Origin of the sequence: Arthrobacter rhizosphaerae (genome assembly GCF_023062595.1) — a bacterium.
GTDB lineage: Bacteria > Actinomycetota > Actinomycetes > Actinomycetales > Micrococcaceae > Arthrobacter > Arthrobacter rhizosphaerae.
Genome location: NZ_JALLAN010000002.1, coordinates 150,841 through 177,811, shown reverse-complemented (window position 1 = coordinate 177,811; position 26,971 = coordinate 150,841). Strand labels below are relative to the sequence as shown.

General features: G+C 62.7%; 19 protein-coding genes. 14 read left to right on the top strand and 5 right to left on the bottom strand.

The window, feature by feature from the left end:
- Positions 1 to 90 precede the first annotated feature (90 nt).
- From tcuA to MU551_RS03425, 7 genes are all read left to right on the top strand, one after another.
- Complete coding sequence (gene tcuA, locus MU551_RS03455) at positions 91 to 1,584, top strand: FAD-dependent tricarballylate dehydrogenase TcuA (protein WP_247040753.1); 1,494 nt, start codon at positions 91 to 93, stop codon at positions 1,582 to 1,584.
- Positions 1,585 to 1,656: 72 nt separating this feature from the next.
- Entirely contained in the window at positions 1,657 to 2,349 is a 693-nt protein-coding gene (locus MU551_RS03450; protein WP_247040752.1) for a GntR family transcriptional regulator, read from the top strand.
- Positions 2,350 to 2,457: 108 nt separating this feature from the next.
- Entirely contained in the window at positions 2,458 to 3,012 is a 555-nt protein-coding gene (locus MU551_RS03445; RefSeq protein WP_247040751.1) for a hypothetical protein, read from the top strand.
- A complete protein-coding gene (locus tag MU551_RS03440; protein ID WP_247040750.1) occupies positions 3,009 to 5,984 on the top strand; it encodes an ATP-binding cassette domain-containing protein in 2,976 nt (991 codons plus the stop codon). Before MU551_RS03445 ends, MU551_RS03440 begins: the two co-directional genes overlap by 4 nt.
- A 178-nt stretch (positions 5,985 to 6,162) precedes the next feature.
- The gene (locus tag MU551_RS03435) at positions 6,163 to 7,065 is read left to right on the top strand and encodes a LysR family transcriptional regulator (protein ID WP_247040749.1); all 903 of its coding nucleotides are present in this window, start codon (positions 6,163 to 6,165) and stop codon (positions 7,063 to 7,065) included.
- Between the two features lie 129 nt (positions 7,066 to 7,194).
- A complete protein-coding gene (gene kdgD, locus MU551_RS03430; RefSeq protein WP_247040748.1) occupies positions 7,195 to 8,109 on the top strand; it encodes a 5-dehydro-4-deoxyglucarate dehydratase in 915 nt (304 codons plus the stop codon).
- A gap of 41 nt (positions 8,110 to 8,150) precedes the next feature.
- Positions 8,151 to 9,755: an aldehyde dehydrogenase (NADP(+)) gene (locus tag MU551_RS03425; protein ID WP_247040747.1), complete on the top strand. Its 1,605-nt coding sequence runs from the start codon at positions 8,151 to 8,153 to the stop codon at positions 9,753 to 9,755.
- A 197-nt stretch (positions 9,756 to 9,952) separates the two neighbouring features.
- Here the strand turns inward: MU551_RS03425 and MU551_RS03420 are convergent, their stop codons facing one another.
- Positions 9,953 to 10,789 (bottom strand): IclR family transcriptional regulator, encoded by an 837-nt coding sequence (locus MU551_RS03420; protein WP_247040746.1) that lies wholly within the window; start codon positions 10,787 to 10,789, stop codon positions 9,953 to 9,955.
- An 18-nt stretch (positions 10,790 to 10,807) separates the two neighbouring features.
- Entirely contained in the window at positions 10,808 to 11,641 is an 834-nt protein-coding gene (locus MU551_RS03415; protein ID WP_281506861.1) for an NAD-dependent epimerase/dehydratase family protein, read from the bottom strand.
- A 100-nt stretch (positions 11,642 to 11,741) separates the two neighbouring features.
- On the opposite strand from MU551_RS03415, the gene MU551_RS03410 reads away from it, so the two are divergent.
- The 5 genes from MU551_RS03410 to MU551_RS03390 are packed head-to-tail and all read left to right on the top strand — an operon-like array spanning position 11,742 to position 17,447.
- Positions 11,742 to 13,073 carry an ABC transporter substrate-binding protein gene (locus tag MU551_RS03410; protein ID WP_247040745.1) on the top strand — a complete coding sequence of 444 codons (1,332 nt, stop codon included), beginning with the start codon at positions 11,742 to 11,744 and terminating at the stop codon, positions 13,071 to 13,073.
- Entirely contained in the window at positions 13,070 to 14,020 is a 951-nt protein-coding gene (locus tag MU551_RS03405; protein WP_247040744.1) for a carbohydrate ABC transporter permease, read from the top strand. The genes MU551_RS03410 and MU551_RS03405 overlap by 4 nt, the downstream gene beginning before the upstream one ends.
- Positions 14,017 to 14,928 carry a carbohydrate ABC transporter permease gene (locus MU551_RS03400; protein ID WP_247040743.1) on the top strand — a complete coding sequence of 304 codons (912 nt, stop codon included), beginning with the start codon at positions 14,017 to 14,019 and terminating at the stop codon, positions 14,926 to 14,928. The genes MU551_RS03405 and MU551_RS03400 overlap by 4 nt, the downstream gene beginning before the upstream one ends.
- Positions 14,929 to 14,970: 42 nt before the next feature.
- The gene (locus tag MU551_RS03395) at positions 14,971 to 16,260 is read left to right on the top strand and encodes a glucarate dehydratase family protein (protein WP_247040742.1); all 1,290 of its coding nucleotides are present in this window, start codon (positions 14,971 to 14,973) and stop codon (positions 16,258 to 16,260) included.
- Positions 16,254 to 17,447 carry a hypothetical protein gene (locus MU551_RS03390; protein ID WP_247040741.1) on the top strand — a complete coding sequence of 398 codons (1,194 nt, stop codon included), beginning with the start codon at positions 16,254 to 16,256 and terminating at the stop codon, positions 17,445 to 17,447. The genes MU551_RS03395 and MU551_RS03390 overlap by 7 nt, the downstream gene beginning before the upstream one ends.
- Positions 17,448 to 17,479: 32 nt before the next feature.
- On the opposite strand, the gene metH is transcribed toward MU551_RS03390, so the two are convergent.
- Together metH and MU551_RS23580 are read right to left on the bottom strand one after the other, a co-directional pair.
- Positions 17,480 to 21,130, bottom strand: coding sequence for a methionine synthase (metH, locus tag MU551_RS03385; RefSeq protein WP_247040740.1), 3,651 nt, complete (start codon positions 21,128 to 21,130; stop codon positions 17,480 to 17,482).
- 446 nt (positions 21,131 to 21,576) lie between these two features.
- The gene (locus tag MU551_RS23580; protein ID WP_372489782.1) at positions 21,577 to 22,104 is read right to left on the bottom strand and encodes a GIY-YIG nuclease family protein; all 528 of its coding nucleotides are present in this window, start codon (positions 22,102 to 22,104) and stop codon (positions 21,577 to 21,579) included.
- Positions 22,105 to 22,323: 219 nt separating this feature from the next.
- On the opposite strand from MU551_RS23580, the gene MU551_RS03380 reads away from it, so the two are divergent.
- The gene (locus tag MU551_RS03380; protein WP_247040739.1) at positions 22,324 to 23,475 is read left to right on the top strand and encodes a hypothetical protein; all 1,152 of its coding nucleotides are present in this window, start codon (positions 22,324 to 22,326) and stop codon (positions 23,473 to 23,475) included.
- Between the two features lie 551 nt (positions 23,476 to 24,026).
- Here MU551_RS03380 and MU551_RS03375 read toward each other — a convergent pair.
- The gene (locus MU551_RS03375) at positions 24,027 to 24,653 is read right to left on the bottom strand and encodes an ImmA/IrrE family metallo-endopeptidase (RefSeq protein WP_247040738.1); all 627 of its coding nucleotides are present in this window, start codon (positions 24,651 to 24,653) and stop codon (positions 24,027 to 24,029) included.
- A gap of 126 nt (positions 24,654 to 24,779) precedes the next feature.
- On the opposite strand from MU551_RS03375, the gene MU551_RS03370 reads away from it, so the two are divergent.
- Positions 24,780 to 26,816 carry a hypothetical protein gene (locus tag MU551_RS03370; protein WP_247040737.1) on the top strand — a complete coding sequence of 679 codons (2,037 nt, stop codon included), beginning with the start codon at positions 24,780 to 24,782 and terminating at the stop codon, positions 26,814 to 26,816.
- The last annotated feature ends 155 nt before the right edge of the window (positions 26,817 to 26,971 follow it).

Below are 26,971 nucleotides of genomic sequence, written 5' to 3'. Positions count from 1 at the left end.
TCACTGGCAAGTTCCCTCCCGGAATTAAAGGGTTGTGGGAGCGAATATTGTTGTATACAGTTGGATACAACATCAACGAAAGGACAAAGGATGTCTATCGGAAATGGCTCGGCGCCCCAAGACATGGAGGCTGTTGACGTAGTTGTGGTTGGCGGCGGCAATGCGGGTTTCACTGCAGCCCATGCAGCGGCCGTCCGGGGGCGGAAAGTGGTGCTGCTTGAAAAGGGCAGCGAAGACTTGGCGGGCGGCAACAGCTTCTACACCGCCGGCGCCACGCGCATTGCCCACAATGGGCTCGATGATCTGCTGGATTGGGTGGAACCAGACGAGCGGCACAGCCGTACCGAGGTTCCGCCCTACTCAGCCGATGAATACGCCGCCGACCTCGCAAAGGTCACGGAAGGCCGGAACGACCCGGAGCTGACGAAAGTGCTGGTTGAGGAATCCCAGCCCACGCTGCGCTGGCTCAAGAACCTGGGCCTGAAGTACCGCCTGATGTATGAACGCCAGGCCTTTGAACGCCCTGATGGTTCGTACCTGTTCTGGGGCGGACTTCACGTCGGAAACGTTGGCGGAGGCGAAGGACTGATAGAGGACCACACCCGGGTAGCCGCAGAACTCGGCATCGACGTCCGGTACAGCCACGCGGCAAAAAGCCTCATCGTCGAGGACGGCCGAGTCGTTGGAGTCGTCACGGGCTCACCCTTGGGTGAAATGTCATTGCGTGCCGAATCCGTCATCCTCACCGCAGGCGGTTTCGAAGCCGATCCTCAGCTGCGCAGGGAGTACCTGGGCGAAGGCTGGGAAAACGCCAAAGTCAGGGGAACGCCGAACAACACCGGCGACATGATCGCCGCTGCCCTTGAGATCGGGGCAACACGGGGAGGTGACTGGGGAACGTGCCACAGTGTCCAGTGGGATGCCTTCACCGCCACTAACGAGAGCAACCGTGAACTCACCAATCGATTGACCCGCCAGAGTTACCCATTCGGAATCATCGTCAATACCAATGGTGAGCGGTTCCTGGATGAAGGGGCAGACTTCCGGAACTACACCTACGCGAAGTACGGCAAGGAGATCCTGAAGCAGCCTGGATCAGTGGCGTACCAGATTTTTGACGCCACCCTGCGCCCTATGCTGCGCACCGAAGAATACGACATGCCAGGCATATCCGTGGAAATGGCAGACACTCTTGAAGAACTGGCCAGCAAGATCGGCATAGACCCCGAGAAGCTGTCAAAGACTGTCAGCGATTTCAACAACTCAATCGACCGAAGCATCGCTTTCGATCCCAACGTCAAAGACGGACGCTCCGCCGCCACGGAGCCGGTCAAGAGCAACTGGGCAGCGCCCATCGAGACCGGGCCCTTCTACGCCTACGGTGTCACGTGCGGGATCACCTTCACGTTCGGCGGCATCAAATCAGATACCCACGGCAGGGTACTCGACGGCGAAGGAAAGCACATCCAAGGCCTCTATGTGGCCGGCGAAATGCTCGGCGGCCTGTTCAGCGCCAACTATCCGGGAGGCAGCGGGCTTGCTGCCGGATGTGTTTTTGGCCGACGGGCGGGAACCCTGGCGTAAAGTTTGCTTCGAGCCCGCCGCCTCTGCGCTGCGAGTACGAAACCCAGCCCATATTCTTCAAGGACCAGTCAAGTGACGGATACAGCATCAACCCCACGAGCGGATGGCGAGAGCATCTTCCTGACATTGCGGGGCGAGATCCTGTCCGGAGTTCATCAGCCCGGCACAGCCATTCGTGAAATATCACTTGCCGAACGCTTTGGCGTCTCCCGGACACCGGTCCGGGAGGCGCTGTCCCGCCTCCAGCAGGAACGTCTCCTTGAGCGCGTCGACAGAGGCCTGCAAGTGCCCCAGGTGGACCCGCAGCAGGTCATCCAAATTTACGACATGCGCATCCTCCTTGAAGAAGAGGCCGCGCGTCAGGCTGCACGGTCAAGGCAGTTCCCGGACCTCATGAGGCTTGAGGCCCTGCTTCAGCGGGACCGGGGGCTCGAGGATCCGGATGACCATACCAGGATCACCACCAACCTGGAGTTCCACGCCGCGATCTGGAATTGCGCGCACAATCCCGTCCTCTCGGACCTGTTGGACCGGTTGTCGACGCACCTGATCCACGCACCCCGGTCCACCCTCTCCACAGGGAACCGCTGGTCCGAGTCCCTGGACGAGCACGAATCCCTGATACACGCAATCGAGCAGCAGGACAGCGACGCCGCCGGGAAAATTGCCAGGAAGCACATGGAAACTGCGCGTGCCCTGCGTCTGCAGCTTCTCCGTGAGACAGCCCTGCAACATCCGCTGACAAGCCACCGTTCCCAGCGGTAGCCACCAGCGGGGTGGCCGAATGGCCGCACTACCTCCGTTGTTAGTGACCAAACGTCACACAACGCGACCGCATCCGGATCCTGACAGGCAAAGCCCTACCCTTAACAGGTGTCTTTCACTAACATTCGTACCGCCGCCGCGAGCTCCCTCGCCGCCGCAGGTCTCCTGCTTTCTCTCGCCGCCTGTTCAGCACCGGCCGCCTCCCAACCAACTACCCCTGCACCGGCTTCCCCGGCAACGGCCACCAGCGCCGCCGCCGGGCCCTGCACCGGAGTGAAGGTCATCGTCGACTCCGGCGCCCTGAAGCAAGCCGCCGCCGATAAGTCGGTTTGCGTGCCCGTGGACGCTCCGACTCCCGCCTCCAAGGTGCTCGACGAGGCCAAGGTGAAAACCGAGGGCACCACCGAATATCCCAAGGAACTGGTGTGCCGCGTGAACGGTGTGCCCGCCAAAGACTTCGACATCGTCCACAAGGGCGGCACGTACAAGGAAGAATGCGGCAAGATGCCCGCCGCTTTTGCCTACTGGGCTCTCTGGGTTAAGCCGGCCACCGGTGACTGGGCCTACGCCCAGGAAGGTCTCACCACCTTGAAGGTGAGCCCAGGCGAGAGCCTGGAACTGCTGTTCACGGTCGACGGCGCACCGGCCACTCCCTCGGCATGACCTTTCGACCCGCGCCGTTACGGGCAGCGGCGGTTCTCGCCGTCGTCTTCATCGCGGCGCGGGTCATCTACCGCATCCTTTTCAACGGGGCGGGCATCGGCGAACCGGTTCTGCTAGACCTGCCGCCGGTGCGGCTGCCTGCCCCGTACGCCCATGTTGTCCTCCTCGGCCCGGTAACGGGGCCCGGGCTGTGGGCGGCGGTCCTGTCCGCCCTGCCGATTGCCGGAATAATCCTCGGTTTCGGCATACTCAACGCGTGGGTGGACATAGCCCGCGGCTTCGTGCACCTCGCCCGACGTGGCCCCATGCAGGGCATTGCCCGGATGCTTGTGGTGGCCTGGGCGGCGCTTCCGGCACTTGCCGACGCCGTGAGCTCCGTACGCCTGGCCTTTCGACTGCGGGGCGAACGCTTCGGGGCCCGCGCCCTTATTCCCGTGCTCGAGCGCACCCTTGAGCACGCCAGCCGCGTTGCCGCGGCCCTGGAACTGCGCGGCTTCGGGAGCCGGGCAGCACACCAGCCCACCCAAGCTATTGAAGCGCCGGTCCTTATCCGGGACGCACTCTTCCGCATTGGTGACGCGCAGATACGCGTGGCAGGGTTCACGCCGTCGAGCGGGTCCATTACGGTCATCACCGGGCCGACCGGCTCCGGCAAATCCACCATCCTGCGAGGTATCGCCGGCCTCCTCTCCCACGTTGACGGCGGAGAAATTTCCGGCACCGTTCTCGTCGCCGGAGCGGACCGTGCCAGCACGCCGCCGCGCGATACCGCCCGGCTCATCGGCGTCGTACTGCAGAATCCCCGCGCCGCCTTCGCCAGCACCCGCGTTCGGGACGAAATCTCGCTTGCACTTGAGTTGCGCGGCATGGCATCCGGGACTGCCAAGGCCCGGGTGCTGGAAGTCGCGGAGAGTATCGGGGTGTCGGCGCTGCTGGACCGGAACGTCAGCACCCTCTCGGCCGGTGAGGCAACGCTCGTAGCCATCGCCGCCGCAGTGGTGGATCATCCAGCCCTGCTCCTGATTGATGAGCCCCTGGCCGACCTTGACACCACAGCACGCCGCCACGTCATCTCTGTACTCGACGCCCTCGCCCGCGACGCCGGTGTCTGCGTCATCGTCGCGGAGCACCGGGCGGAGCCGCTCGTACCCGTTGCTGACTCATGGTGGACCATTGACGACGGCGCTCTGGTACACGGCGCTGCGCCAGCCGCACCTTCGCACCCTGTCGATTCCGGTCCGACGCCGGCACAGCCGGCTGAGCTCGTGCCCGTACTGACTGCGACAAACCTCGCGGTTCACCGCAAGGGCAACCCGCTCGTGAGCAGTGCATCCCTGACCCTGCACCGCGGTGAAGTGGTTGCCTTGGTGGGTCCGAACGGTGCCGGCAAGTCGTCCCTCCTGGTGGCGCTCGCGCTTGGTGAAGGCACTGGCGGAAAGCGCAGGGGCGGTGAAGGAACGGTCGACGGCGGGACAGTCGACGGCGGCCGCGTCGCCCTTGTCCCGGATGCCTCGGACGACCTCTTCACGCGGGATACGGTCGCAGGCGAGCTTCGGGCTGCTGACCGGCGCCAGGCGCGGGCTATCCGTCAGGCTGCGCGTAAGGCTGCGCGTAAGGCCGGGCGTCAAGCAGTGCGGCAATGGGGCCGGGGTCATTTAGACGGGCATCGCCCGGGCAGTGACAGGCTTTCCCCAATGCCTGCGGCGTCTCGCCTCGCCCGGTTGCGGGGAGACGTCAGCATTCCCATTGGGCACGAGCATCCCCGGGACCTTTCTGCAGGCGAGCGCAGGATTCTTGCCATCGCGTTGCAGACAATGGACGATCCCCAGATACTCCTGATTGATGAGCCCACCCGCGGACTCGATCCGGCGGCGCGTGCAGCCGTCTCGGGAGCGTTACGGGCGGCAGCGGACGCCGGTACGGCCGTACTGATCGCCACGCACGACCTCGACTTTGCCGAAGGCCTCGGCGCCCGGATCCTCCTGATGCGTGACGGCGTCGCGCCTGCTCCCTCGGTTGAGCCCTCATCCGTGGCGGCGCCGTCTCTTGTGAAAGAAGCGGCCGCGGCCAATGCGGCCACGGTCCAGCGCATCGCAGCACCAAGGGCCCTCAAAGAAGTAACAGACTCTCCAGGCGCGGAAAGACAGCGCCACATCCGGATGCCCCGGGGCGTCGAGCTTGCAGTCCTCGCAGCTGCAAACCTTCTGGCCCTCGCAACTTTCTGCTGGCCTTTGCTCGCCGCTGCCCTCCCGGAGGATGCAGCCGCAGCGCTCCCGTACGCCGCGTTGTCTATCGCGCCACTCGCCGTCGTTGCCATCGTGGTGTCCCTTGACGGTTCAGTCCGCTCTGCACACACGGTGGCGTTACTCGGCGTCCTCGCCGCCGTCGGCTCGGCAATACGCGTGGCGAGTACCGGCGTCGGGGGCGTAGAGGCAGTCTTTATCCTGCTGATCCTGGCCGGCCGGGCCTTCGGGCCCCGTTTCGGCCTACTCCTTGGTGCTGCCACTATCGCCGTCTCAAGTGCCCTGTGGAGTGGTATCGGGCCCTGGACGCCGTTCCAAATCTTCGCGTGTGCGTGGGTGGGCGCCGGGGCCGGACTGCTCCCCCGCCGGGTGCGCGGCAAAGCCGAACTGTGGATGCTTTGCGGCTACGGCGTGGTGGCGTCTTACATATTCGGGCTGCTGACCAATCTGTGGTTCTGGCCCTTCGCGGTAGGCGCCGGCACTGGCATCTCTTACGTACCCGGCGCGCCGCTGGCCACCAACCTCAGCAGCTTCCTGCTCTACTCGCTGGTGACGTCCACGGCGGGCTGGGACACCCTGCGTGCCATCACCACCATCGTCGGAATCGCCGTGGTGGGGCGGGCCATTCTCGCCGCGTTCCGACGGGTGAAGCCGGTCTCCAGCATGAGCGGGCAAGCCGCGAAGGCTTCCTCCACCCAGGCCAAAGACCGGCTTCAACTCCGGGTCTGAGGACATGGCCGGGGCGCCCGGCCCGCGCACAGTCCCTGACCCATCGACGGAACCTTTAGGCGCTACTCGCGATCTTCGATGTCGGGGTGGTTTTCTATGAACCGGGAACCGGAGGAGAATCAGGTAGTCGACGGGATCGTCGCTGGACGACTGACGCCAGTGATAATTGAAAGGCCACATGTTTACCTTTGATCAGCTTGCCGGCTTCATCGCCGTCGCCGAAGAGCTCCACTTTGGTCGTGCCGCTGAACGCTTGGAAATGACCCAGCCCCCGCTGAGCCGACTGATCCAAAAGCTTGAAAAGATTGTGGGAACCAGTCTCTTCGAACGGAACAACAGAAACGTTCAGCTGACACCCGCCGGGCTGGCATTCTTGGACGAGGCGAGACGCCTGATGGCCCTGGCAGAACGTGCTCCCACGGCTGCCCGAAGAATAGCCTCCGGTCGTTCCGGCTTCCTGCGCATTGGATTTACCGCCGCAAGCGCGTTGAACGTCTTGGGGCCTTTGCTTGAGGAAATCGGACGGCTCCTGCCGGACGTGGACGTCGAACTCTCCGAGCAGGTGACAGGCAAGCAAATCAACGGTTTGTTGACGGGTGAACTGGATCTAGGCCTGGCGCGTCCGCCGTTTGACGAGGAGACTTTTGACTCGCGATTGCTCTACCGCGAGTCAATGCTGCTCGCGGTTCCTTCCAGCCATCGGCTCGCGGGCCTTGGCCGCGACCTCATCTACGAGGACTTCAAAAATGAGTCACTCATCATGCACTCACCAACGGAAGCTAGGTACTTCTATGACCTTGTAGTCCGGATGTTCCCTATCCGGCACGCGAACGTCGTTCATGTCGTCAGCCAGATGGTCACCATGGTCTCCCTCGTGGCGGCCGGACGAGGGGTAGCGCTCGTTCCCGCATCCGCTGCACTACTGAACATCGAGGGGGTGAAGTACCTTCCACTGTCAATACAGAGTAATGACACAGTCGAATTGCATGCGATCTGGATCAAAGGCGTGGAAAATCCCGCGCTGCGAAGGCTTCTGGGGGAGTTCCGCTTCTCCCGTGACCACCCTATGAATGCCCAATAGAATAACTAGTGATGCCGGTTAGGTATCGAGGCATACCTAAAAACTCTTGGACGGGCATAACTCTTCCTGCTTACTCTGGACACAAAGATCAGCCCGCCGTCCGCGGCGCGAACAGCGGAGGACCACACCGTGGCAAAGTACTCACCCCAGGAACTGGCGGACACCCTCAAGGAAGGCCTGTTGTCCTTCCCTGTCACCTCATTCGACGCCGAGCTGCAGTTCGATGAGGAGAACTACCGCAAGCATCTGGCGTGGCAGGCGAGCTTCCCGGTGGCAGGCCTTTTCGCGGCCGGCGGTACCGGCGAAGGCTTCTCACTGACTCCGGCCGAATCAGAGCGCGTAGTCCGCACGGCCGTCGATGAAGTGGGGGGCCAGGTTCCTGTCCTCGCCTCTGCCGGCGGATCCACCGCCCAAGCCATCGAGAACGCCAGGGGTGCCGAAGCGGCAGGCGCGGAGGGCCTCCTGCTCCTGCCCCCGTACCTGACGGAAGCCGATCAGGCCGGCCTCATTGACCACGTGAGCGCCATCTGCAGCGCGACCTCACTGGGTGTCATCATCTACAACCGCGCCAATGCCATCTACAAGGACACCACGGTGGCAGCCCTGGCGGACCGGCACGAAAACCTTATCGGCTTCAAGGACGGCGTGGGCGACCTTGAGCACGATGCCCGCGTCTACGCGAAACTGGGAGACCGGCTGTTCTACCTGGGCGGCCTGCCCACGGCCGAGACGTTTGCGCTGCCGCTGCTGCAGCTTGGCATGAGCACCTACTCAAGCGCCATGTACAACTTTGTCCCGCAGTTCGCTCTGGACTTCTACCAGGACGTGCGCAACAACGACCGCGTGGCCGTCAACAAGAAGCTCAACGACTTTGTGATCCCGTACCTGGATATCCGCGACCGCGTGAAAGGATATTCCGTGTCCATCGTCAAGGGTGGACTGGAAGCCATCGGCCGCTCCGCCGGGCCGGTCCGCCCGCCGCTTCAGAACCTCGCCGAGCAGGACCTCGCGGACCTCAAGGCCCTCATCGCTGCCATCTCCTGATCAACCGTCTCCTGATCCACCCTTCACTAGGAGGAACCACCGTGACCCCTACCGGACACTCCCTGATCGCCGGACAAACTGTTATCGGCGGAGGAAAAACCACCTTCGGCTACAACCCCGCCACTAACGAGCAGCTCGACCCCGTGTACTCACTGCTTACCGAGGACCAGCTCAGGACAGCTACCGCAGCAGCCGCCGAGGCGTACGCTTCCTTCTCCACCCTTGACCCGGAAGCCCATGCCGGCTTCCTGGAAGCCGTCGCGGACAACATTGAGGCCATCGGCGAGGAACTGATTAACCGCGCCAGCCAGGAAACCGGCTTGCCCACCGCCCGCCTCCAGGGCGAGCGTGCTCGCACCACCGGCCAGCTGCGCCTCTTCGCAACAGTTGTCCGCACGGGTGACTTCCGCGGCGTCCGCATCGATCCCGCAATCCCGGACCGCACTCCCCTGCCCCGCGCGGACATCCGCCAGCGCCAGATCCCGCTCGGCCCCGTCGCCGTGTTCGGTGCCAGCAACTTCCCGTTCGCCTTCTCCACCGCCGGTGGTGACACCGCCTCTGCCCTCGCTGCAGGGTGCCCCGTGGTTTTCAAGGCCCACAACGCCCATCCCGGCACCGGCGAACTCGTCGGGCACGCCGTCGTGAAGGCCGTCAAGGACTTCGGCTTGCACCCCGGCGTGTTCTCCCTGGTCTACGGGCCCGGCGCGAGCATCGGCCAGGCCCTCGTCGCTGACCCCGCCATCAAGGCTGTCGGCTTCACCGGCTCCCAGTCCGCTGGCGTCGCCCTGATGCGCACCGCCGCCGCCCGCCCTGAGCCGATCCCTGTCTACGCCGAAATGTCTTCGCTGAACCCGGTCTTCGTCTTCGATGGCGCCCTCAAAGGCGACGTCGATGCCTTGGCACAGCAGTACGTCACCTCTGTCACCGCTAGCTCCGGCCAGCTCTGCACCTCCCCCGGGCTGCTCTTCGCCCCCGAAGGTGAGGCAGGGGACAAACTCGCCGCCGCCGTCGCGCGCGCTGTTTCGGCCTGCGCCGGGCAGACCATGCTCACCGAAGGCATCGCCGGATCCTGGAACGCAGGAACCGAAGCACTCGGCAGCGCAACAGGCGTAGACCTTATTGGTAAGGGACTGGAAGGGGAGACCGAGAACGCCCCGGCTCCTGCCATCTTCGGGACCCAGGTCAAGGACTTCGTCACCAACGAAGTCCTTCACGAGGAGATCTTCGGCGCTGCGTCCCTGGTCATCCGCTACACCAGCATCCAGGACCTGATCGAGGCCATCAGCAGGCTGGAAGGCCAGCTCACCGCATCGCTGCAGCTGACCGAGGAGGACTACCGCACCGCGGCACCCCTGATCCCGGCCCTGGAGCAGAAAGTCGGCCGCATCATCATCAACGGCTGGCCCACCGGAGTCGAAGTCGGCCATGCCATGGTCCACGGTGGACCCTTTCCCGCCACCTCAGACTCCCGCACCACCTCCGTAGGAACCCTCGCCATCAACCGCTTCCTGCGCCCCGTCGCCTACCAGAACATCCCCCAGGAGCTTCTCCCGGAGGCGCTGCAGGACGCCAACCCCTGGCAGCTCAACCGACGAATCGACGGCGAAGTGGTTCCTGCTGCAGAAAAGGCTGAGGCCGGCGGATGAGCATCAGCCCAGCATTACCCATGTAGAAGTAGTGCCCGTTGCAGGCCAGGACAGCATGCTCATGGACCTCAGCGGCCACGGCCCTTCACCCGCAACAACGTCAGCTTGCGGCCAACTATGCTCTCCGCGTAGGTAATTCCAGGCCGGGAAGGGCCAAGGGTGCGGCCAGCGCCGCCCCCGTGGCGGTGCCAATCGCGCTAGCGGATTCCGGCTGCGCGGAGGGTTCGGGCCAGTTCAGCGGCGGCTGCTTCCAGGGTGGCCACCGTCTTGCGCAGAACTTCCTCGGTGGCAAGTTCCTTGGGGATGGAACAGCTCATAGCATCGGTGCCGGGGATCCGGTACGGAACCACAACGCTGACGCAACAGAGCCCCACAGTGTTCTGCTCCCATTCGATGGAGTGGCCCGTCTTCCGGAAGTCAGCCAGTTCGCGCTGCAGCGCGCCAAAGTCCGGCACGGAGTTCGGGGTGAGCTGGGCGTAGGGGCCGTCACCGATACGCTGCCGGACCTCGACATCGGTGTACTCGGCGAGCATAGCTTTGCCGAGGGCGGTCACCTGGGCAGGCAGCTTGCGGCCCACCCGGGAGGAGAGCCTGCGGCGGTCAACGGCCTGCCGCGTCGCCAGATAGATGACGTCCGAGCGGTCCAGCCGGGCATAGTGCGTGGTGAATGTGGTGGCGTTGCGGACCTTCTCCAGGACAGCGGAAACGTGCTCCATCACCGGATCCCGGTCCAGGTAGGCCGTACCGCACAGCAGCGCGTGGGTGCCGATCCGGTACCCACCTTCGGGGGTCTGCTCGATCCAATTGCGCTCCAGCAGCGTCAGCAGCAGCCAGTGCAGGCTGGACCGCGGATAGCCGGTCAGCTTGAAGATCTCCGCCGTGGTGAGCGGCTGGGGCGCGCCGGCCAGGAGCTCCAGGATCGCTATGGTGCGCTCCGCCGATTTCACCAGTTTTACATCCCCGGACGCGCCCACGCCCGGGCCGGACTGTACCTCCACCGGTGCCATCACCGATCCTCCTTCTGCCTCTGCCACTGCCCCAGTATGGGCATGTCACTTCACGGCCAGGTGCGGGTAGTTGTCTACTCCCACCCTATGGCTATCGCTTGCCCAGGCGCCGCCCAAAAGCTCCGCCCATTCGTCCCGCGCCGTGGTGTCCACGCCATAGGCAAATGCTTCCGCGTCGTCCACCGGCTCGAATCCGATGCGGCGGCCGGCCTCGAGGCTTGCCCACCCGCGGGTATTTGCGGAAACGGCCCACACCACGTGATGCCCGGGCGCCCCCACATCGCTCAGGGTGGCTTCCACCAGCCGGTAGGAATCCGCCGGAGACAGCCAGGAACCCAGCGTCCTCACGTTGGCGGGCCGATCGCCGCCGGTGCCGATCCGGGCGCTGACCACTTTCATGCCGTATTTGTCGGCGTAGAGGCTGCCCAGCGCCTCCACCGCGGCTTTGCTGACGCCGTAGTAGGTGTCCGGCCGCGGAATAAGTACCGAGTCCTGTGCCGCCGCTTCCGTCGGGTGGAAGCCCACGGCATGCGTTGAGCTGGCCAGGAGGACGCGCCCGACGCCGTTGACGCGCGCCGCTTCCAGCGTCACCTGGGTGCCGGTGATGTTGGTGGCCACCAGCTCGGCCCAGGTCTTCTCGCGGTGCAGGCCGCCCAGGTGGATCACGGCGGCGGCCCCTTCAAGGGCGCTCGTCATGAACTCCGGATCGGCCACGGATCCCACGTGGACGGACTCGGTGGGGCGGGGGTGGGCGGCTTCCGCCAGGTCCAGCAGCCGCACCGTATGACCGGCGTCGGCGAGGTACGGCCGCAGCAGTGTGGCCATCATGCCGGCACCGCCGGTCAGGGCGATGGTCTGGGGGTTCGGGACTGCAGACAAGATACCTCCGACGGTTGACAGTCTGTGAGCTTGATCATACTCTCATAAAGTACGTTTCACATGATAACAGAGATTTACATATGTAAAAAGGAGAATCAGAGTGGATTCGAAGTTTAAGTCCCGTTCCCGCGTTGCCTTGGCGTTTACCGTCGCCTCTGCCGCCGTCCTCACCGGCTGCAGCTCTGGTTCCTCCGCGCCGGCGGCAACCGATGACGGCCAGCCCATTGAAGTCTGGGCACGCGCCGGCACCGACGCCGCCACCACCTACGCCGCCCTGTTCAAGGAGTTCACCGCGAAGACCGGCGTACAGGTCAACTTCCAGGGCGTCCCGGACCTCGATCAGCAGCTCCAGACCCGCGCCGCGTCGAAGGACCTGCCGGACATCGTGATCAACGATTCCGCCGCACTGGGCAACTACACCGCCCAGGGCTACCTGCAGAAGCTGGACAAGTCCACGGTCACAGGCAACGACAAGATTGCCGACTCCCTCTGGGACGAGGCCAAGGGTCTGGACGGTGCCACCTATGGGGTTCCGTTCTCCCGGCAGACCATGGTGACAATGATCCGCAAGGACTGGCGCGAAAAGCTGGGGCTGCCCGTTCCCAAGACCCAGGAGGACCTGGCCGCCCTGGCCGAAGCCTTTGCCACCAAGGACCCTGACGGCAACGGCCAGGCAGACACCTACGGTATGACCGTTCCCGGTTCCACGGAGCGCGGCTACCTGGGCTGGTGGGCTTCCTCCTACATCTGGCAGGACGGCGGGTCCTACCTCAAGGACGAAGGCGACGGAAAATTCGCTGCCTCCGCTTCGAGCGCCGAAACCGAGAAGAGCGTCACCTGGATCAAGCAGCAGTTCTGCACCCCGGGAAACACCCAGCCCGGCGCGCTTACGGCCGCCACCAGCGTCGCCTCCCCGTTCTTCCAGACGGGCAAGACCGGCATCATCCTCACCGGCCCGTACAACTTCGCCTCGTTCGACACCGCCCTGGGCAAGGACAAGTACGAGGTCATCGAAGCGCCCAAGGGCTCCGCTGACAACACGGTCCTGGCAGAAGGCGAGAACATCTACGTCACCGCCAGCAACGGCAAGCCGGACAAGACCAAGCAGGTCATCGACTACCTGGTCTCTGCCGACGGCCAGAAGGCAGGCATGACAGCCGGCAAGCAGCCCATTGTCCGCGTCCCGGTTAACGCCGACGTCGATGCCGCCACCGTCTACAACGATCCCCGCTGGGGCGTGGTCCAGGATGCCCTGAAGGACTCTTCCAAGGCCTTCCCCTCCGCGATCAACTTTGTCCCGATTAAGCAGGCGGCTGCAGAAGCACTGAACAAGATCGTGTCGGACTGCGGAGCCGACAATGTGGCTTCGGGCCTCAGAGCGCTTGATACGGCCATCAACGACGAGCTGGCGAGCCAGAACGCCAAGTCATGACCGTCACGCCAACAAAGCCAGCGGACTTGCTGGTTCCGGCCAAGGGTGCCAAGACGGCGCCTTCACGCAGGAAGCGGATCAACGGGAAGCAGGTCTTGGCCATCTGGCTGTTCCTGGTGCCGGCAGCCGTGTTGGGCCTGTACTTCAAGTTCATCCCCATGGTGGAGGGTATCCGGCTGAGCCTTTTCAAGGTCCAGCCCTTCCTTGGCGACGTTTTCGTCGGCTTCGACAACTACGTCAATGTCCTCACGGATGCACGCTTCATGGATGCCCTGGGCCACACCGTGGTCCTGGGGGTGAGCCAGACCCTCGGCGCCCTGGTGGTGGGCTTCGTCCTGGCCCTCCTGCTGGAGGGCCAGGCACGGTCCCTGTGGGTCCTGCGGACCACCATCTTCCTGCCCGTGGTGACGGCACTCGCCGTCGTCGGCGAGATCTGGCGAATCCTGTACTTCCCCACCGCGGACGGGCCGCTGAACACCATCCTCGGGTGGGTGGGCCTGGAACCGCTCCAGTTCCTGAACGGTACGGATACCGCACTCTGGTCCATCGCCGTCGTTGGCATCTGGAGCGGTGCGCCGTACAACATGGTGATCATCCTGGCCGGCCTGACCGGCGTGGACCGCACCCTCTACGAATCAGCCGGCGTGGATGGTGCCACCGTCTGGCAGCGGCTCCGCTACATTACCCTGCCGGCGCTGCGGCCCTCGATCGTGATTGTGCTGACCCTGGCCGCCATCCGCAGCCTCCGCAGCTTCACCGAGGTGTACGTACTCACGGGAGGCGGCCCGGCCGGCTCAACCGAGGTCTGGATGACCCGTATGTACTCGCTGGGTTTCCAACGCAATGACGTCGGTGTGGCATCGGCCGCGGCCGTCCTCCTGCTGGTGGTCACGCTCCTGCTGACCGTCGGCACCCAGTTCCTGGCCCGAAGGAAGGCAGAACGATGAGCCAGACCACGACGCGCCCCGCCGCGCGGAAATCCCAGCCTTCGGCCTCCTCGCGCTTCGATTCCGCCTTGGGCTGGTCCCCTCGCTTTGGCACGAACATGGCCCTGCGGATCATCCTGTGCATCCTGGTGTTCTGCATCTTTGCACTGCCGTTCATGGCCATCATTTCCGGGGCCTTTGACCGGAACTCCAGCCCTACCGACATCTCGCTACTGCCGAAATCGTTTACCCTGCAGAACTTCGAGGCGGCCCAGCAGCAGGGCCTCTGGGGCTACCTGCTGAACTCACTGGTTGTTGCCGGCGGCGGTCTCCTGCTGCAGATGACGGTGTCCGTGTTCGCCGCCTACAGCCTGAGCCGGAAGAAATTCCGCGGGCAGGCCTTCGCCATGCTGCTGGTCCTGATGACCATGATGCTGCCGGAGGAAGTGATCGCCATCCCGCTCTCGCTGGTGCTGGGCGATCTTCCCCTGCTGGGGGTCAGCCTGCGCGGAAGCGTCCTGGCCGTCATCCTGCCGGTGGGCATCTGGGGTTTCTCCATCTTCATAATGAGCGAATTCATGAAGGAGATTCCGGCCGAGATCGAGGAAGCCGCCCGGCTGGACGGCGTGGGCGAGTTCCGGATGCTGTTCACCATCATCCTGCCGCTCTGCAAGCCTGCCCTGGGCGTGATCGGGATCTTCGGCTTCATGATGGTCTGGGACCAGTACCTCCTGCCCCTCATCGCCGCCAACGACCCCAGCGACTACACCCTGACCGTTGCGCTCTCCGTCCTCCGCAACGACACCACCGTGGGTCCGGGCGTCCTGCTGGCCGGCGCGGTCATGGCCATGATCCCCAGCCTCCTGGTGTACCTGTTCCTGCAGCGCTCCATGATCCGCGGCATCACCGCCGGCGCCACCAAAGGCTAGGGCGGGCCCAGCCCGTCCCGCCCTTCCCACGAAAGAAGTTCCATGCATACCAGCACCATCCACGCGTCCGCCGCCACACCCACGGCGGCCGACCTGAAAATCACCGACATCACCATCACCCCCATCGCCTTCTCCGACCCGCCCCTGCTGAACGCCGTCGGGGTCCACGAACCCCTGGTCCACCGCGTGGTCATCGAAGTCCGGACCGCCAACGGCCTGCTGGGCCTGGGCGAATGCGGCGGCGGCCAGAGCCGGCTGGACAACCTGGCCGTCGGTGCCGCCGCCATCAAGGGCCTGGGCGTCTTTGACACCTCCATGATGGAACAGTTCATTAACGAGGCCCTGGACCCGGCACTGTCCTCGTTTGAAAAGGCTGCCGTCTTCTCCGCCTTCGAGGTGGCCGCGCTGGACATCCAGGGCCATGCCACCGGCCGGACCGTGAGCGAACTCCTCGGCGGCACCGTCCGGGACGAGGTCCCCTTCAGCGCCTACCTGTTCTACAAATGGGCCGAGCACCCCGCCCTCGACGGCAAGCCGGCGATCACTGACGAATGGGGCGAGGCCCTGGACCCTGCAGGCATCGTCCGGCAGGCGCAGAAAATGATTGCCGAATACGGGTTCAAGTCCATCAAGCTCAAAGGCGGCGTGTTCCCGCCGGCCCAGGAAATCGAGGCCATCAAAGCACTGCGGGAAGCGTTCCCGGAGATGCCGCTCCGCCTGGACCCCAACACGGCCTGGACTGTGGAGACGTCGCAGTGGGTGGCCCGGGAAACCGAAGGCCTGCTGGAGTACCTCGAAGACCCCACGCCGGGGCTCGAGGGCATGGGCGAAGTGTCGGCCACCGCTGCCATGCCGCTGGCCACCAACATGTGCGTGGTGGCCTTTGACCACATCAAGCGCAGCGTGGAACTGGACTCGGTGCAGGTCATCCTGGGCGATCACCACTACTGGGGCGGACTGCGCCACACCCGGGAGCTGGGCACCCTCTGCCAGACCTTCGGCCTAGGATTGTCCATGCACTCCAACTCCCACCTGGGCATCAGCCTGGCCGCCATGGTCCACGTGGCCGCCGCCACCCCGGCCCTGACCTACGCCTGTGACACCCACTATCCGTGGAACGGACACAACGACGTCATCAAGCCCGGCACCCTGCGCTTTGTGGACGGCAGCGTCCGCGTCCCTTCCGGCACGGGCCTGGGCGTCGAACTTGACCGGGAGAAACTGGCCGAACTCCACCAGCAGTTCCTGGACGCCAAAATGACGGCCCGCGACGACACCGGCTACATGCAGCGGTTCGTCCCCGAGTACACGGCGGACCTCCCCCGATGGTGACCCAGCCGGCGCCGCTCGTCACGGGATACCTCTACCCGTGGGACGTCTTGGGCGACCCGGACGCGGCCTCCTGGGTGCGGGCGACCGGGGTTGACCGGGTGGCGTTGGCTGCGGCATACCACTCGGTGCGTGCCGGGACGCCGCGGCATCCTGCGCGCCGGGTTGTCGATGCCCGGGAGGCGGCCCTGTACCTGCCGGTCACCGGGGCGTGGGACGGCAGTGTCCTCCGCCCCGGCGATGCGGCTGAGTGGACCGGGACAGAGAACTCCTTCGCCGAAGCCGCCGCCGTTCTCCGCGGCGCCGGCATCTTGGTGGATGCCTGGACCGTCCTGACCCACTCGAGCGCGGCAGGTAGCACGAGACCTGATCTCTGCGTGCGCAACGCCTTTGGCGAGGTGTACCGCTACGCGCTGTGCCCGGCCCAGCCGCAGGTCCGTCAGTACGCCGCCACCCTGGTGGCCCAAGTCCTGGCACTGGGAAACCCTGATGGCTTGGTGCTTGAGGCCGTGGGGCCGCTGGGCTTCGGCCACCAGAACCAGCACGAAAAGACCGAGGGGGCCGAGTACTCCCCCTGGGTGCAGGCGCTCCTGTCGCTGTGCTTCTGCGACGCATGCTCTACCACTTACAACGAACGCGGACTTTCCGCAGAGGCCCTTCGTGCGCGAGTGCGAGACGTCATTCAACGGGATATTGATCCCGAGGCCACACCTGAAACAGCCCCTGAAGCCGCCGAATTCCATCCCCTGCTGGAAGCCAGATGGGATGCCACCGCCGCCCTCCTTAACGCCTGCCTTGACCCAGTCCCGACCTCGGGCATCCACATCTCGGTGCATACTTCACCGGATCCATGGTCCACGGGCCCTTTCGTCTCCGTAGAAGCACTACGCCGCAGCCGGCTGTGGTCACTCATGGATAAGGTAAGCGCAGTGGTGCCCTGCTGGGGAGAACCTATGCAGGGCGCATCAACCGTAGCAAAGATGCGGGCGGCAGCACCCGTCGGGCGAGTGGGCTCCTACGTGCTGGTGCTGCCACCGAAGGCAGCCGACCCCGGTGCCATTGCACAGGAGTGGCGCGTGCTCCTGGGAGCCGGCAGCAGCGAACTTCACGTCTATCATCTCGGACTAGCTTCCACGACCCGCTTGAATGCTGCCTCGCACGCCGCCAAGAACGTGGCTACCCATCGTTGAATTGTGATGCCACTCGCCCCCTATTGACGAGCTCACACCTTGAAGTACTTCGCCTCCGGGTGGTGGAACACGAACGCGTCGGTGGACTGTTCGGGGTGCAGCATCAGCTCATCGCTGAGGATCACGCCCATCCGCTCGGGTTTCAGCAGCTCCGTCACCTTGCGGCGGTCTTCCATGTCAGGGCACGCGGGGTATCCGAGCGAGAAGCGCGCACCCCGGTAGTCGAGCTTGAAGTACCCCGCCTTGTCCTTGGGCTCCTCGGCTGCGAAACCCAGTTCGGTGCGGATCCGGGCATGCCAGAACTCCGCAAGCGCCTCGGTGAGCTGCATGACCAGGCCGTTCAGCTCGTAGTAGTCGCGGTACTGATTCGCGGCGAACATCTTGGACGTGAACTCCTCAATCGCTGAGCCGGCGGTGACCAGCTGGACCGGTAGCACGTCGATCTGGCCCGATTCGCGTGACCGCACGAAGTCGGCAAGGCACAGGTGCCGGTCTCGGCGCTGGCGCGGGAAGTCGAAACGCAGACGCTCGGTGCCGATCGGGCCGCCTGAACCGCCATCGGGAGCAAGCAGTCCCGCAGTGCCGAGGACGCCGTCGTGATCCTCTCCGTGGTGCAGCACCACCACCTGTTCTCCCTCGGAGACTACCGGGAAGTAGCCGTACGCGACGGACGCATCCAGCATGCCCTCGGCGAGGATGCGGTCCAGCCAGTACCGCAGGCGCGGCCGGCCCTCGAGTTCCACCAGTTCCTCGTAGGAGGCGCCGTCATCGCCGCGGCCGGGCTTGAGCCCCCACTGCCCCATGAACGTGGCGCGCTCGTCGAGCAAGGCCGCGTAGTCGTGCAGCGCCACGCCGCGGACGATGCGCGTGCCCCAGAACGGCGGCGAAGGAACGAGGTTGTCGGCGACGACGTCGGAACGCCCGGGCATCGCCTCCGGTTCGGTCACCGTAAACTTCGCGCCACCCTTGTGGATCCGCTTCTTCAGCGGCGGAAGGCCGACGTCGTCCGGAGACTCGCCGCGGGCAACGCGGACCAGCGGTTCCATGAGTGAGAGGCCCTCGAAGGCGTCCTTGGCGTAGCGGACCACGCCATCAAACTGCTCGGCCAGGTCCTGCTCCACGTAGGCGCGGGTCAGGGCTGCACCGCCGAGGATGATGGGCCACTTCTTCGCGAGGCCACGGGACTGCAGCTCCGCGAGGTTCTCCTTCATCACCACGGTGGACTTCACCAGCAGGCCGGACATGCCGATCACGTCAGCGTTGTGCTCCTCCGCTGCGGCCATGATCTCGGCGATCCCCTGCTTAATGCCGATGTTGATCACTTTGTAGCCGTTGTTGGTGAGGATGATGTCCACCAGGTTCTTGCCGATGTCGTGCACGTCGCCGCGCACAGTGGCGATCACCATGGTGCCCTTGCCCGACGAATCAGACTTCTCCATGTGCGGCTCAAGCAGGGCCACTGCGTTCTTCATGACCTCAGCGGACTGCAGTACGAACGGCAGCTGCATCTCGCCGGCGCCGAAGCGCTCACCCACCACCTTCATGCCCTCGAGCAGGTTGTCGTTGATGATGCCGAGCGGGGTCATTCCCTCGGAGCGCGCCAGGTCGAGGTCCGCTTCCAGGCCCTTGCCCTCGCCGTCGATGATGCGCCGCTCCAGGCGCGCACCGGTGGGCAGCGCCGCAAGTTCCGCGGCGCGCTGGTCCTTGAGTGCTGCGGTGTCGACGCCGGCGAACAGGTCCAGCATGATGGCCAGGGGGTCGTAGGTGGTGTTGCCGTCGGCGTCGTATTCGCGGCGGTCATAGACGAGGTCCAGTGCCACCTTGCGCTGCTCCTCCGGCAGCGACGCGAGCGGTACGATCTTGGCGGCGTCGATGATGCCGCTGGACAGACCCGCCTGGACTGCCTCGTGCAGGAACACGGAGTTCAGGACCATGCGCGCTGCCGGGTTCAGGCCGAAGGACACGTTGGAGACGCCGAGCGTGGTGTTGATGCCGGGATACTTAGCGGTGATCTGGCGGATGGCCTCGATCGTTTCGATGCCGTCCCGTCGGGTCTCTTCCTGGCCTGTGGCGACCGGGAAGGTCAGGGCGTCAACGATGATGTCTTCGACGCGCATCCCCCATTCGCCCACCAGGGCGTCAACGAGGCGGGAGGCGATGGCCACCTTGCCCTCGGTGGTGCGTGCCTGGCCCTGCTCGTCGATGGTCAGGGCGATCACCGCGGTACCGTGTTCCTTCACGAGCGGCATGATGCGCGCGAAGCGGCTGGTGGGGCCGTCGCCGTCCTCATAGTTGACTGAGTTGACCACCGGGCGGCCGCCGATGTGTTCGAGCCCTGCCTGAAGTACGGCCGGTTCGGTGGAGTCCATGACCAGCGGGAGCGTCGAGGCCGACGCGAAACGGGAGACAATCTCCTTCATGTCGGCCACGCCGTCGCGCCCCACATAGTCGATGCACACGTCGAGCAGGTGCGCGCCCACACGGACCTGCTCGCGGGCGATATCGACGCAATCGTCCCAGCGCTCTTCGAGCATCGCCTGACGGAATGCCTTGGAACCGTTAGCGTTGGTGCGCTCACCGATCGCGAGGTAGGACAACTCCTGGTCGAAATTCACGTGGTGGTAGAGGGAGGCGATGCCGGCTTCCCGCTCGGTGGGAACGCGGGCACCGTCGGCGGCCCTCCCGCCGCTGGCGACCGAGGCGCCGTTGCGGAAGGGAGCAAGACGTTCGACGACGGCGGCCATGTGCTCCGGCGTCGTACCGCAACATCCGCCCACCAGGCCGATGCCGAATTCCCGCACGAATTGCTCGTGCGCGGTGGCGAGTTCGCTGGGCGACAGCGGATAGTGCGCGCCGTTGGGGCCAAGCACCGGCAGGCCTGCGTTGGGCATGCAGGCGATGGCGACCGAGGACTGCTTGGAGAGGTGGCGCAGGTGCTCGCTCATCTCATCCGGGCCGGTGGCGCAGTTCAGGCCGATGGCGTCGACGCCGAGCGGTTCGAGCGCGGTGAGGGCCGCGCCGATCTCGGAGCCCATAAGCATGGTTCCGGTGGTTTCGACGGTCACTTCAACGAAGATGGGGAGCCTGATGCCGCGCGTGACGATGGCCTGCTTGCAGCCGTTGACGGCGGCTTTGGTCTGCAGGAGGTCCTGGCTGGTTTCGATGAGGAAGGCGTCCGCTCCCCCGTCGATGAGGCCCTCGGCCTGGAGGGCGAAGGTCTGCTTGAGGTAGTCGTAACTGGTGTGCCCGAGGCTGGGGAGCTTGGTGCCCGGTCCCATGGAGCCCAGGACCCAGCGCATGCGTCCGTCAGTTTTTTCTGCCGCTTCGGCTCTTTCGCGGGCGATTTCGGCACCCTTCCGGGCGAGCTCTTCGATCCGGTCGTCGATGCCGTAGTCGGAGAGGTTGGACCAGTTGGCGCCGAAGGTGTTCGTTTCCACGGCATCGATGCCTGTGGCGAAGTAGGCGTCATGGATGTCTGCGAGGACATCAGGCCGGGTGTGGTTGAGGATCTCGTTGCAGCCTTCGAGCCCCAGGAAGTCTTCCTCGAGCGACAGTTCCCTGTTCTGCAACATGGTGCCCATGGCGCCATCGGCAATGACCACCCTGTGGTTCACAGCATCCAGGAGCTCCTGCGAACGGACGGGACGGGGGACGGAGTCTATATCAAGTGCAAAACGAGGCATCTAAACAGATTACGGGTGTGGCCCGAAATGTTGCGCTGTGTTTCTGTGTACTACGACGGCGGGTGGAGGGCAACTGGGACCTTTTCTCTGCTGAGCGGTCTCCACTGCAAAGCGATAGTTCGTCTTGTGTTGCGTTGCACTCTGCGCACCAGATGAATCCATTTGGTCCAATCCCCCAGCGCTGGTCGGAGTAGGCCCTATGGGATGCGGCTGACGCTTCGGCCCCGATAAGGAACCGGAGTCTGTTGTGGTCTTTCGCCCCAATCATTGCAGTGCTTGCAGACCGCGACCAGGCCCAAACTCCGGTGACATACGCCATGCGACGCCCCGGCAAACATGGCGAGGCGAAGAGAGAACTAACGGTCATGCAGAGTCCCAGCGCCGCGAAGCCTCATCTTGGTCCACTAAGTGGTCATAGAAGATCGCGAACGACTTGGGATCCAGCTTTAGGAGTACATCGCAATGCTCTTGGGCAGTCCCACCATCCAGGAAGTCTCCGCCTGTCTGCCTGTCGGCCTCTGGGAAGCTAAGGACGTAGTGAGTAATGAAGGCGTCCCCCAGACACTCCTGCTTACAGATTCAAGAATCACTCCTGAAACGATGTGAAGAATGGAGACACGTTGAAGGTCTTTTCGAACTAGACTGCCAAACGTGGCTCTCAGTCTCATCGTGAGGTCTGCTTTAGCGACGACTTCCGAGGACGATAGCCTGTAAGGCACGGCAGCCGCAGTGACTGCCTTGATGGCCACAGCTGGAGCCACTCGAAACCATTCCCGGTTTTGGCGAACGCGATGTTCGTCAAGCCGCATGTGGGCGTCCTGCTCTACAGCTTTGGGATCCGAGACGTACTCGTACCAGAGAGCAGTGGGTGGAACCGGTACTGAAGTGTTGTCAAGGCTGTCCATTCTCTCTGCCATGGACTGATAAGTGATGCCTATTTTCACGAACTCCGACTCATGCTGTTGAAGAATCACGTATATACGAAGCCGGGTTGGATCACATAGCCGTTGCTCTCATTGGTTGCCCTCATGCATCAATACTGACGGACATGTGAACGTATCCGGATATTGGGCTTTCGTCCAAGTCATTAATAGGGGCCCGCTTGTCGTGAGCCCGGACAGCGGCACGAATATGAACATCGGTCGAAATGAGATCACGCTATAGCGCAACCCAAACTGCGCTACCCTCCAATTGTGACTCCTGATCCTCTTCCGGGCGCAAGCGAAGCGGCCGCAAAGCTATCAAGTACATGCCTCAGGGACTTTTCTTCCCCGGGCCCCATCAACGAGGGAGAAACCCTTCGTTTTATGGTGTCCCGAGATGAATGGCCAGTGCCGTATCTCATTCGGTATGCCTTGCTGCTAATAGGACTTGAAGATTTGGGCTCGGCGGAAAAGACAGCCTTCTACATCCCTCTCCGATACCGCGAACGCTGGGCTGCCGTCACTCTGCAGAAGTTTGGAATGCGACTCTACGTGAAACACAATCCTCAGGATGAGGCTGACCGGCTTGCAGCCGAAAGAGCGCACCACGAAATCATCGAAAAGCTGGAATCAGCAGTGCGGATTATTGAGTCGAAGATCCTTAAACCGTTCAGCACAGAGCAGGTCAGCGCAGGCAACGTCACTATAGTCAACCAGTACGAGACACTACGGCGCTCATACGAATACTTCCGAGAGGGGGCACGCCTAGCTTTTGCCAGCGACAAAAGCACCTCCAGGAACCTGTCTTTCGGCGGCATCAGCCTCATAACCGACCCTCCCGAGGGTTTCTACAACCTCGTTGCCGCTCTAAACGCGTACTTGAGCCTGCTCGAACACACACTAGTCCTGGCACTTCCGTTCATTGAGTTCAACCCCGAAACTGAAAGCCTGACGGACTTCATCTCCAGTCGGTGGGGAGACAAATATAGACGTGTTTTCGGTCAGCAGGACCGCGTAGCCAACCAATGTCGCCACGAGCTGGTACTGCTAGTGGAAACATGGCGCAACACATACTCTCACGGTGGCTTCGATAAGCATGACGCAACTATTCATTTTCATGTGCCCGGGGTTGGAGCCATACCAGCTGCATTCTCCGACATCCGAGACAGCCCTCACTTTCAGTTCGTACCCGCGCGGGAAAGCGACTTTGAAGAAGCAATGAAGACCCTCGACGCGATGGACGCTTGGCTGCAATCGGGGCCTCTAGCCGACGCTATGCTGTGGATTAGCGAAGGTCTCGACATGCGATATGACCAGGAATTCCGGGACGAGCTCCATACGGCACGCGTCGAAGGCAAACTAGGGGACATGATCAACCACCACAATTACGTTTGGGAGCGGTCTGCAAACATGGACTGGTGATGAGGTCTTATGCTGGCTCGAGGGGCCGAAGTCCCCTCCCTGCGATCAGCGCAAGCCGAAGACAGGCGAAGATCTACAGGAGCTCATTCGTCTGAGCAAAGAAGTGCATATTCTGTGCGCCGGAGGTGCAGTTCGACATATAGCCGGTCCCCTACGTCTTGACTACACGAACTCTCGGACTGAGGTGGAGAAAATCCACGGCCAATGCACAGGTCCCTACTGCCCCCTTCAGGATCAAAGCTATGTGACCAGGCCTAACGCTGTTATCGAACCAGGGTCAGTACAGGCCGCTCGTCAATCATGCCTACTACCTGACGCACCCGCTCCGGAGCCCATTACAGCTCGTTGGCCAAGTCTGCTAGCGAGAACCCATAATTATCAGCCATCTTCATGGCTTCTTTTAGAAGGATAGGGACTTCTCCCGGATAGTCCCGTACAGATGCTTCCGGCCGAGGTCCGAGTCGCAATTTTTGATAAGCGCGACGAACAGATATATCAGAGGCCCCCTTCAACTCTTGCATTCGATAGACCAGCGCTTCCTGCGAAACGCCCTATTGCTGGCTGAGGCGGCTCAGCTGTGGAAGGTTGATTGTATTTGGGAGGAGCGCTTCAATCTCGCCCTTGGGCATCAGGAACTCAGCAGCAAAAGCGTCAGCTTCCCTCTCCTGCAAAGGATCCCCGACGGCCACATCCCTATAGAGGACGAGATGAGCAAGTTCGTGGGCGCACGTAAAACGATGGCGATAAACGTTGCTGGCTTTCTCAGGTGTGACAACGACAATGGGGCGATCAAGGGCCGAGGTCGAGAAGGCATCTATCCTAGCGGTCACTCCCTCCTCGCCGGCCATGGCGAGGAAAGCGACCACAATGCCATTCACCTCCATTAGTTCTACGAGGTTAGTGACGGGACCATCCGGCATTTGCCAAAAGCTGCCCACAGCTCGCTCCGCTTCAACCGGCGATAGTGAAATGGTTTCAGCCTCTAAAGAAGGAACATTAGCCTCAGGAAAGGCGACTCGCTTTTCAAGTGCATTAGTCAGTTCCCAAATCTGCTCTACGAAGGTGGTGGCCTTTAGACGCTCGTATGAGCGTGTCGAGTGCAGGCTGCGAAAATGAGCCTGCGACACGTCGACTTTGCCGATAGGTCGTCCTGCGGCGAAGAATGTCACTGCTGCCATATATGCTGACCCGTACCCTGTCACGATCAGCGAGCAAGGGGGCAGCAACTTGAGGGGAACAAAGAGCATGCATCGCATCGGGAGAAGTTTCGCCACCTGCGACGTGGCCGTGAAGTGAGTGCCACTATGACTACAAGTAATTCCTTACTAGCCAGCCTTGCCATAATCAAGGCCAACTGGGACTACTCGCAGGAGAGCTACGTTGACAACTTCCTTCCCTTCTTTCTTGATGCTGTAAAAAACGTCGATGGTCAGCCTCTTTCGGCGCCCATCGCAAAAACCCATATCCGTGAGCGTTTCGGGATCGACATACCCGAGGGAGTTCTCTCAACGCTTAGTCGCCGGGCTGTTATTAAGGGCTATGGACGCCGCGAGAATGGTAACTTCATCCCGGATATGGACAAGCTGGCACATATCCGGGATCTGGGCCGCCAAAAGGCCGACTACTTGCGCAAGCAATCAGCACTAGTGAATGAACTCGTTCGATTTTCCGCAGATCGATTCCAGCACGAGCTCACTGTTGAAGAGGCAGAGGACGCCTTGCTGAACCACATCGAAGAACATTCAGTGCCAATTCTCGGTGCAGTCATGAAGGGAGCACCATACGACGCGCGAGCCGAGTCTCGAGCTGGACGCCACAGTGAATATGTCGTCAATGCGTTCATCAGCCAGGTCGTGAGCAGCATGCCTGAATCATTCGATCACTTAGAGACAGTTGTGAAAGGGAGCATGCTGGCAGTTTCGCTCTACTTGCCGAACAACAGCGAGCTCGGTAAGCGTTTTGACCGCACTAGCTTGTACTTGGACGCCCCTGTCCTGTTGAAAGCATTGGGCTACGAGGGTGATGACGCGAAGGATGCTGCGAAGGACCTCATAGCCTTGTCCCGCGCGGCGGGTGCAGGCATCGCCTGCTTCGAACACAGCGTGAACGAGGTGAAGGGCATCTTGGACAGATCAGCGGCAAAGGCACTTAACGGTGGCTTCAACGGCGCCCACCGCAGAGCCACTGATGCATATTTCGACAGCGAGGGCCTCAGCGCCAGCGACATTCTTCTGCTGTCACAACGCCTTGAGGAGGACGTGACTGGTCTCGGCATATCGATTCAACAGCGTCCCGTCGCGTCCGCTGAACTGACCATAGACGAGCTCGCCCTCGAAGAACTGATGGAAACGGACATAACGTATTCGAGCCGGGACTCTCTGTTGAACGATTTAGACAGTCTGACGGCCGTTCACCGTATCCGCGGTGGCCGTAGCAGTGCCCGTCTGGAAACCTGTCGCGCACTGTTAGTGACAACCAACGGAGGATTGGCTCGGGTCGGTCGGTCTTTCTTCGTGCACGCCGGCGACCACGAATGGCCGCCAGCTCTGACCGACCATCATCTCGCAACACTTGTATGGCTAAAAAAGCCACAGGCTGCCCCTAGCCTGCCGCGTCGCCAGATTCTCGCCGATTGCTTCGCGGCGCTTGAGCCAGGGGGACGAGTATGGGACCGGTACCTTGAAGAGATCGATCGACTTGGTAGCCGAGGAAAAGCCTCAGAGAACGATCTCATGCTGCTTCGCTACTCCACAGAAGCTCAGAGAAGCCTCATGGATAGAACAATGGGCAATGCGGATCAGGTCACGGCAGAGACAGTGGCGGACATACTTCAAAAGGTGAAGTCAAGCATTCTAGCGTCTACAGAAGCCGAACGAGACGCTGCCTTCCAAACAGCAAAACAGGCGCGAGGGGCACTGGCTGACGCCGAACTGTCGTTGCGGGACAAAGATGCAATCCTTACAGCCGAGCGAGAGGCCAAGCAAACCGCCGAGGATCATGCCGCAAGATTGGAAGGGCGCCTCGATAGGCTCGAGGCCGCAGATAGAAATCGCCGTGTAGCCGCAAGTACAAAAGCCAAGCGAAGGGCAACCTTGGTTTATCGAATCGCCCTCGCCTTCTGCGGTGCTGTTCTCGTTTTATCGGCTGTAGCAACGTTCCTGCCTGATGGCATCATTCCCGGTTGGGGAAAACCTGCGGTGCCGTATTCTCTCGCTTTCTCAGGCCTCGGCGGAGTGGTCACTTTGATGTGGGGTGGAAGCATAAAGGGAACAGCTGGATCCTTGAGGCGCCGGCTTGAGAACCGGCTGGAGGCGAAGTACTTCAGTGAGCTAGGAGGATAACGGCTACAAGCTCCGGCCTCCAAAATTGCCGCCGTCAACACACTATTTGACGACATAGGTCACGATATGACTCTCGAGAACGGCCACCGGCATGAGGGGTACGATGCCGTGCCGCGTCGGCTCTGACGGTCCGATTGGGCCCATCAGGATTCCGG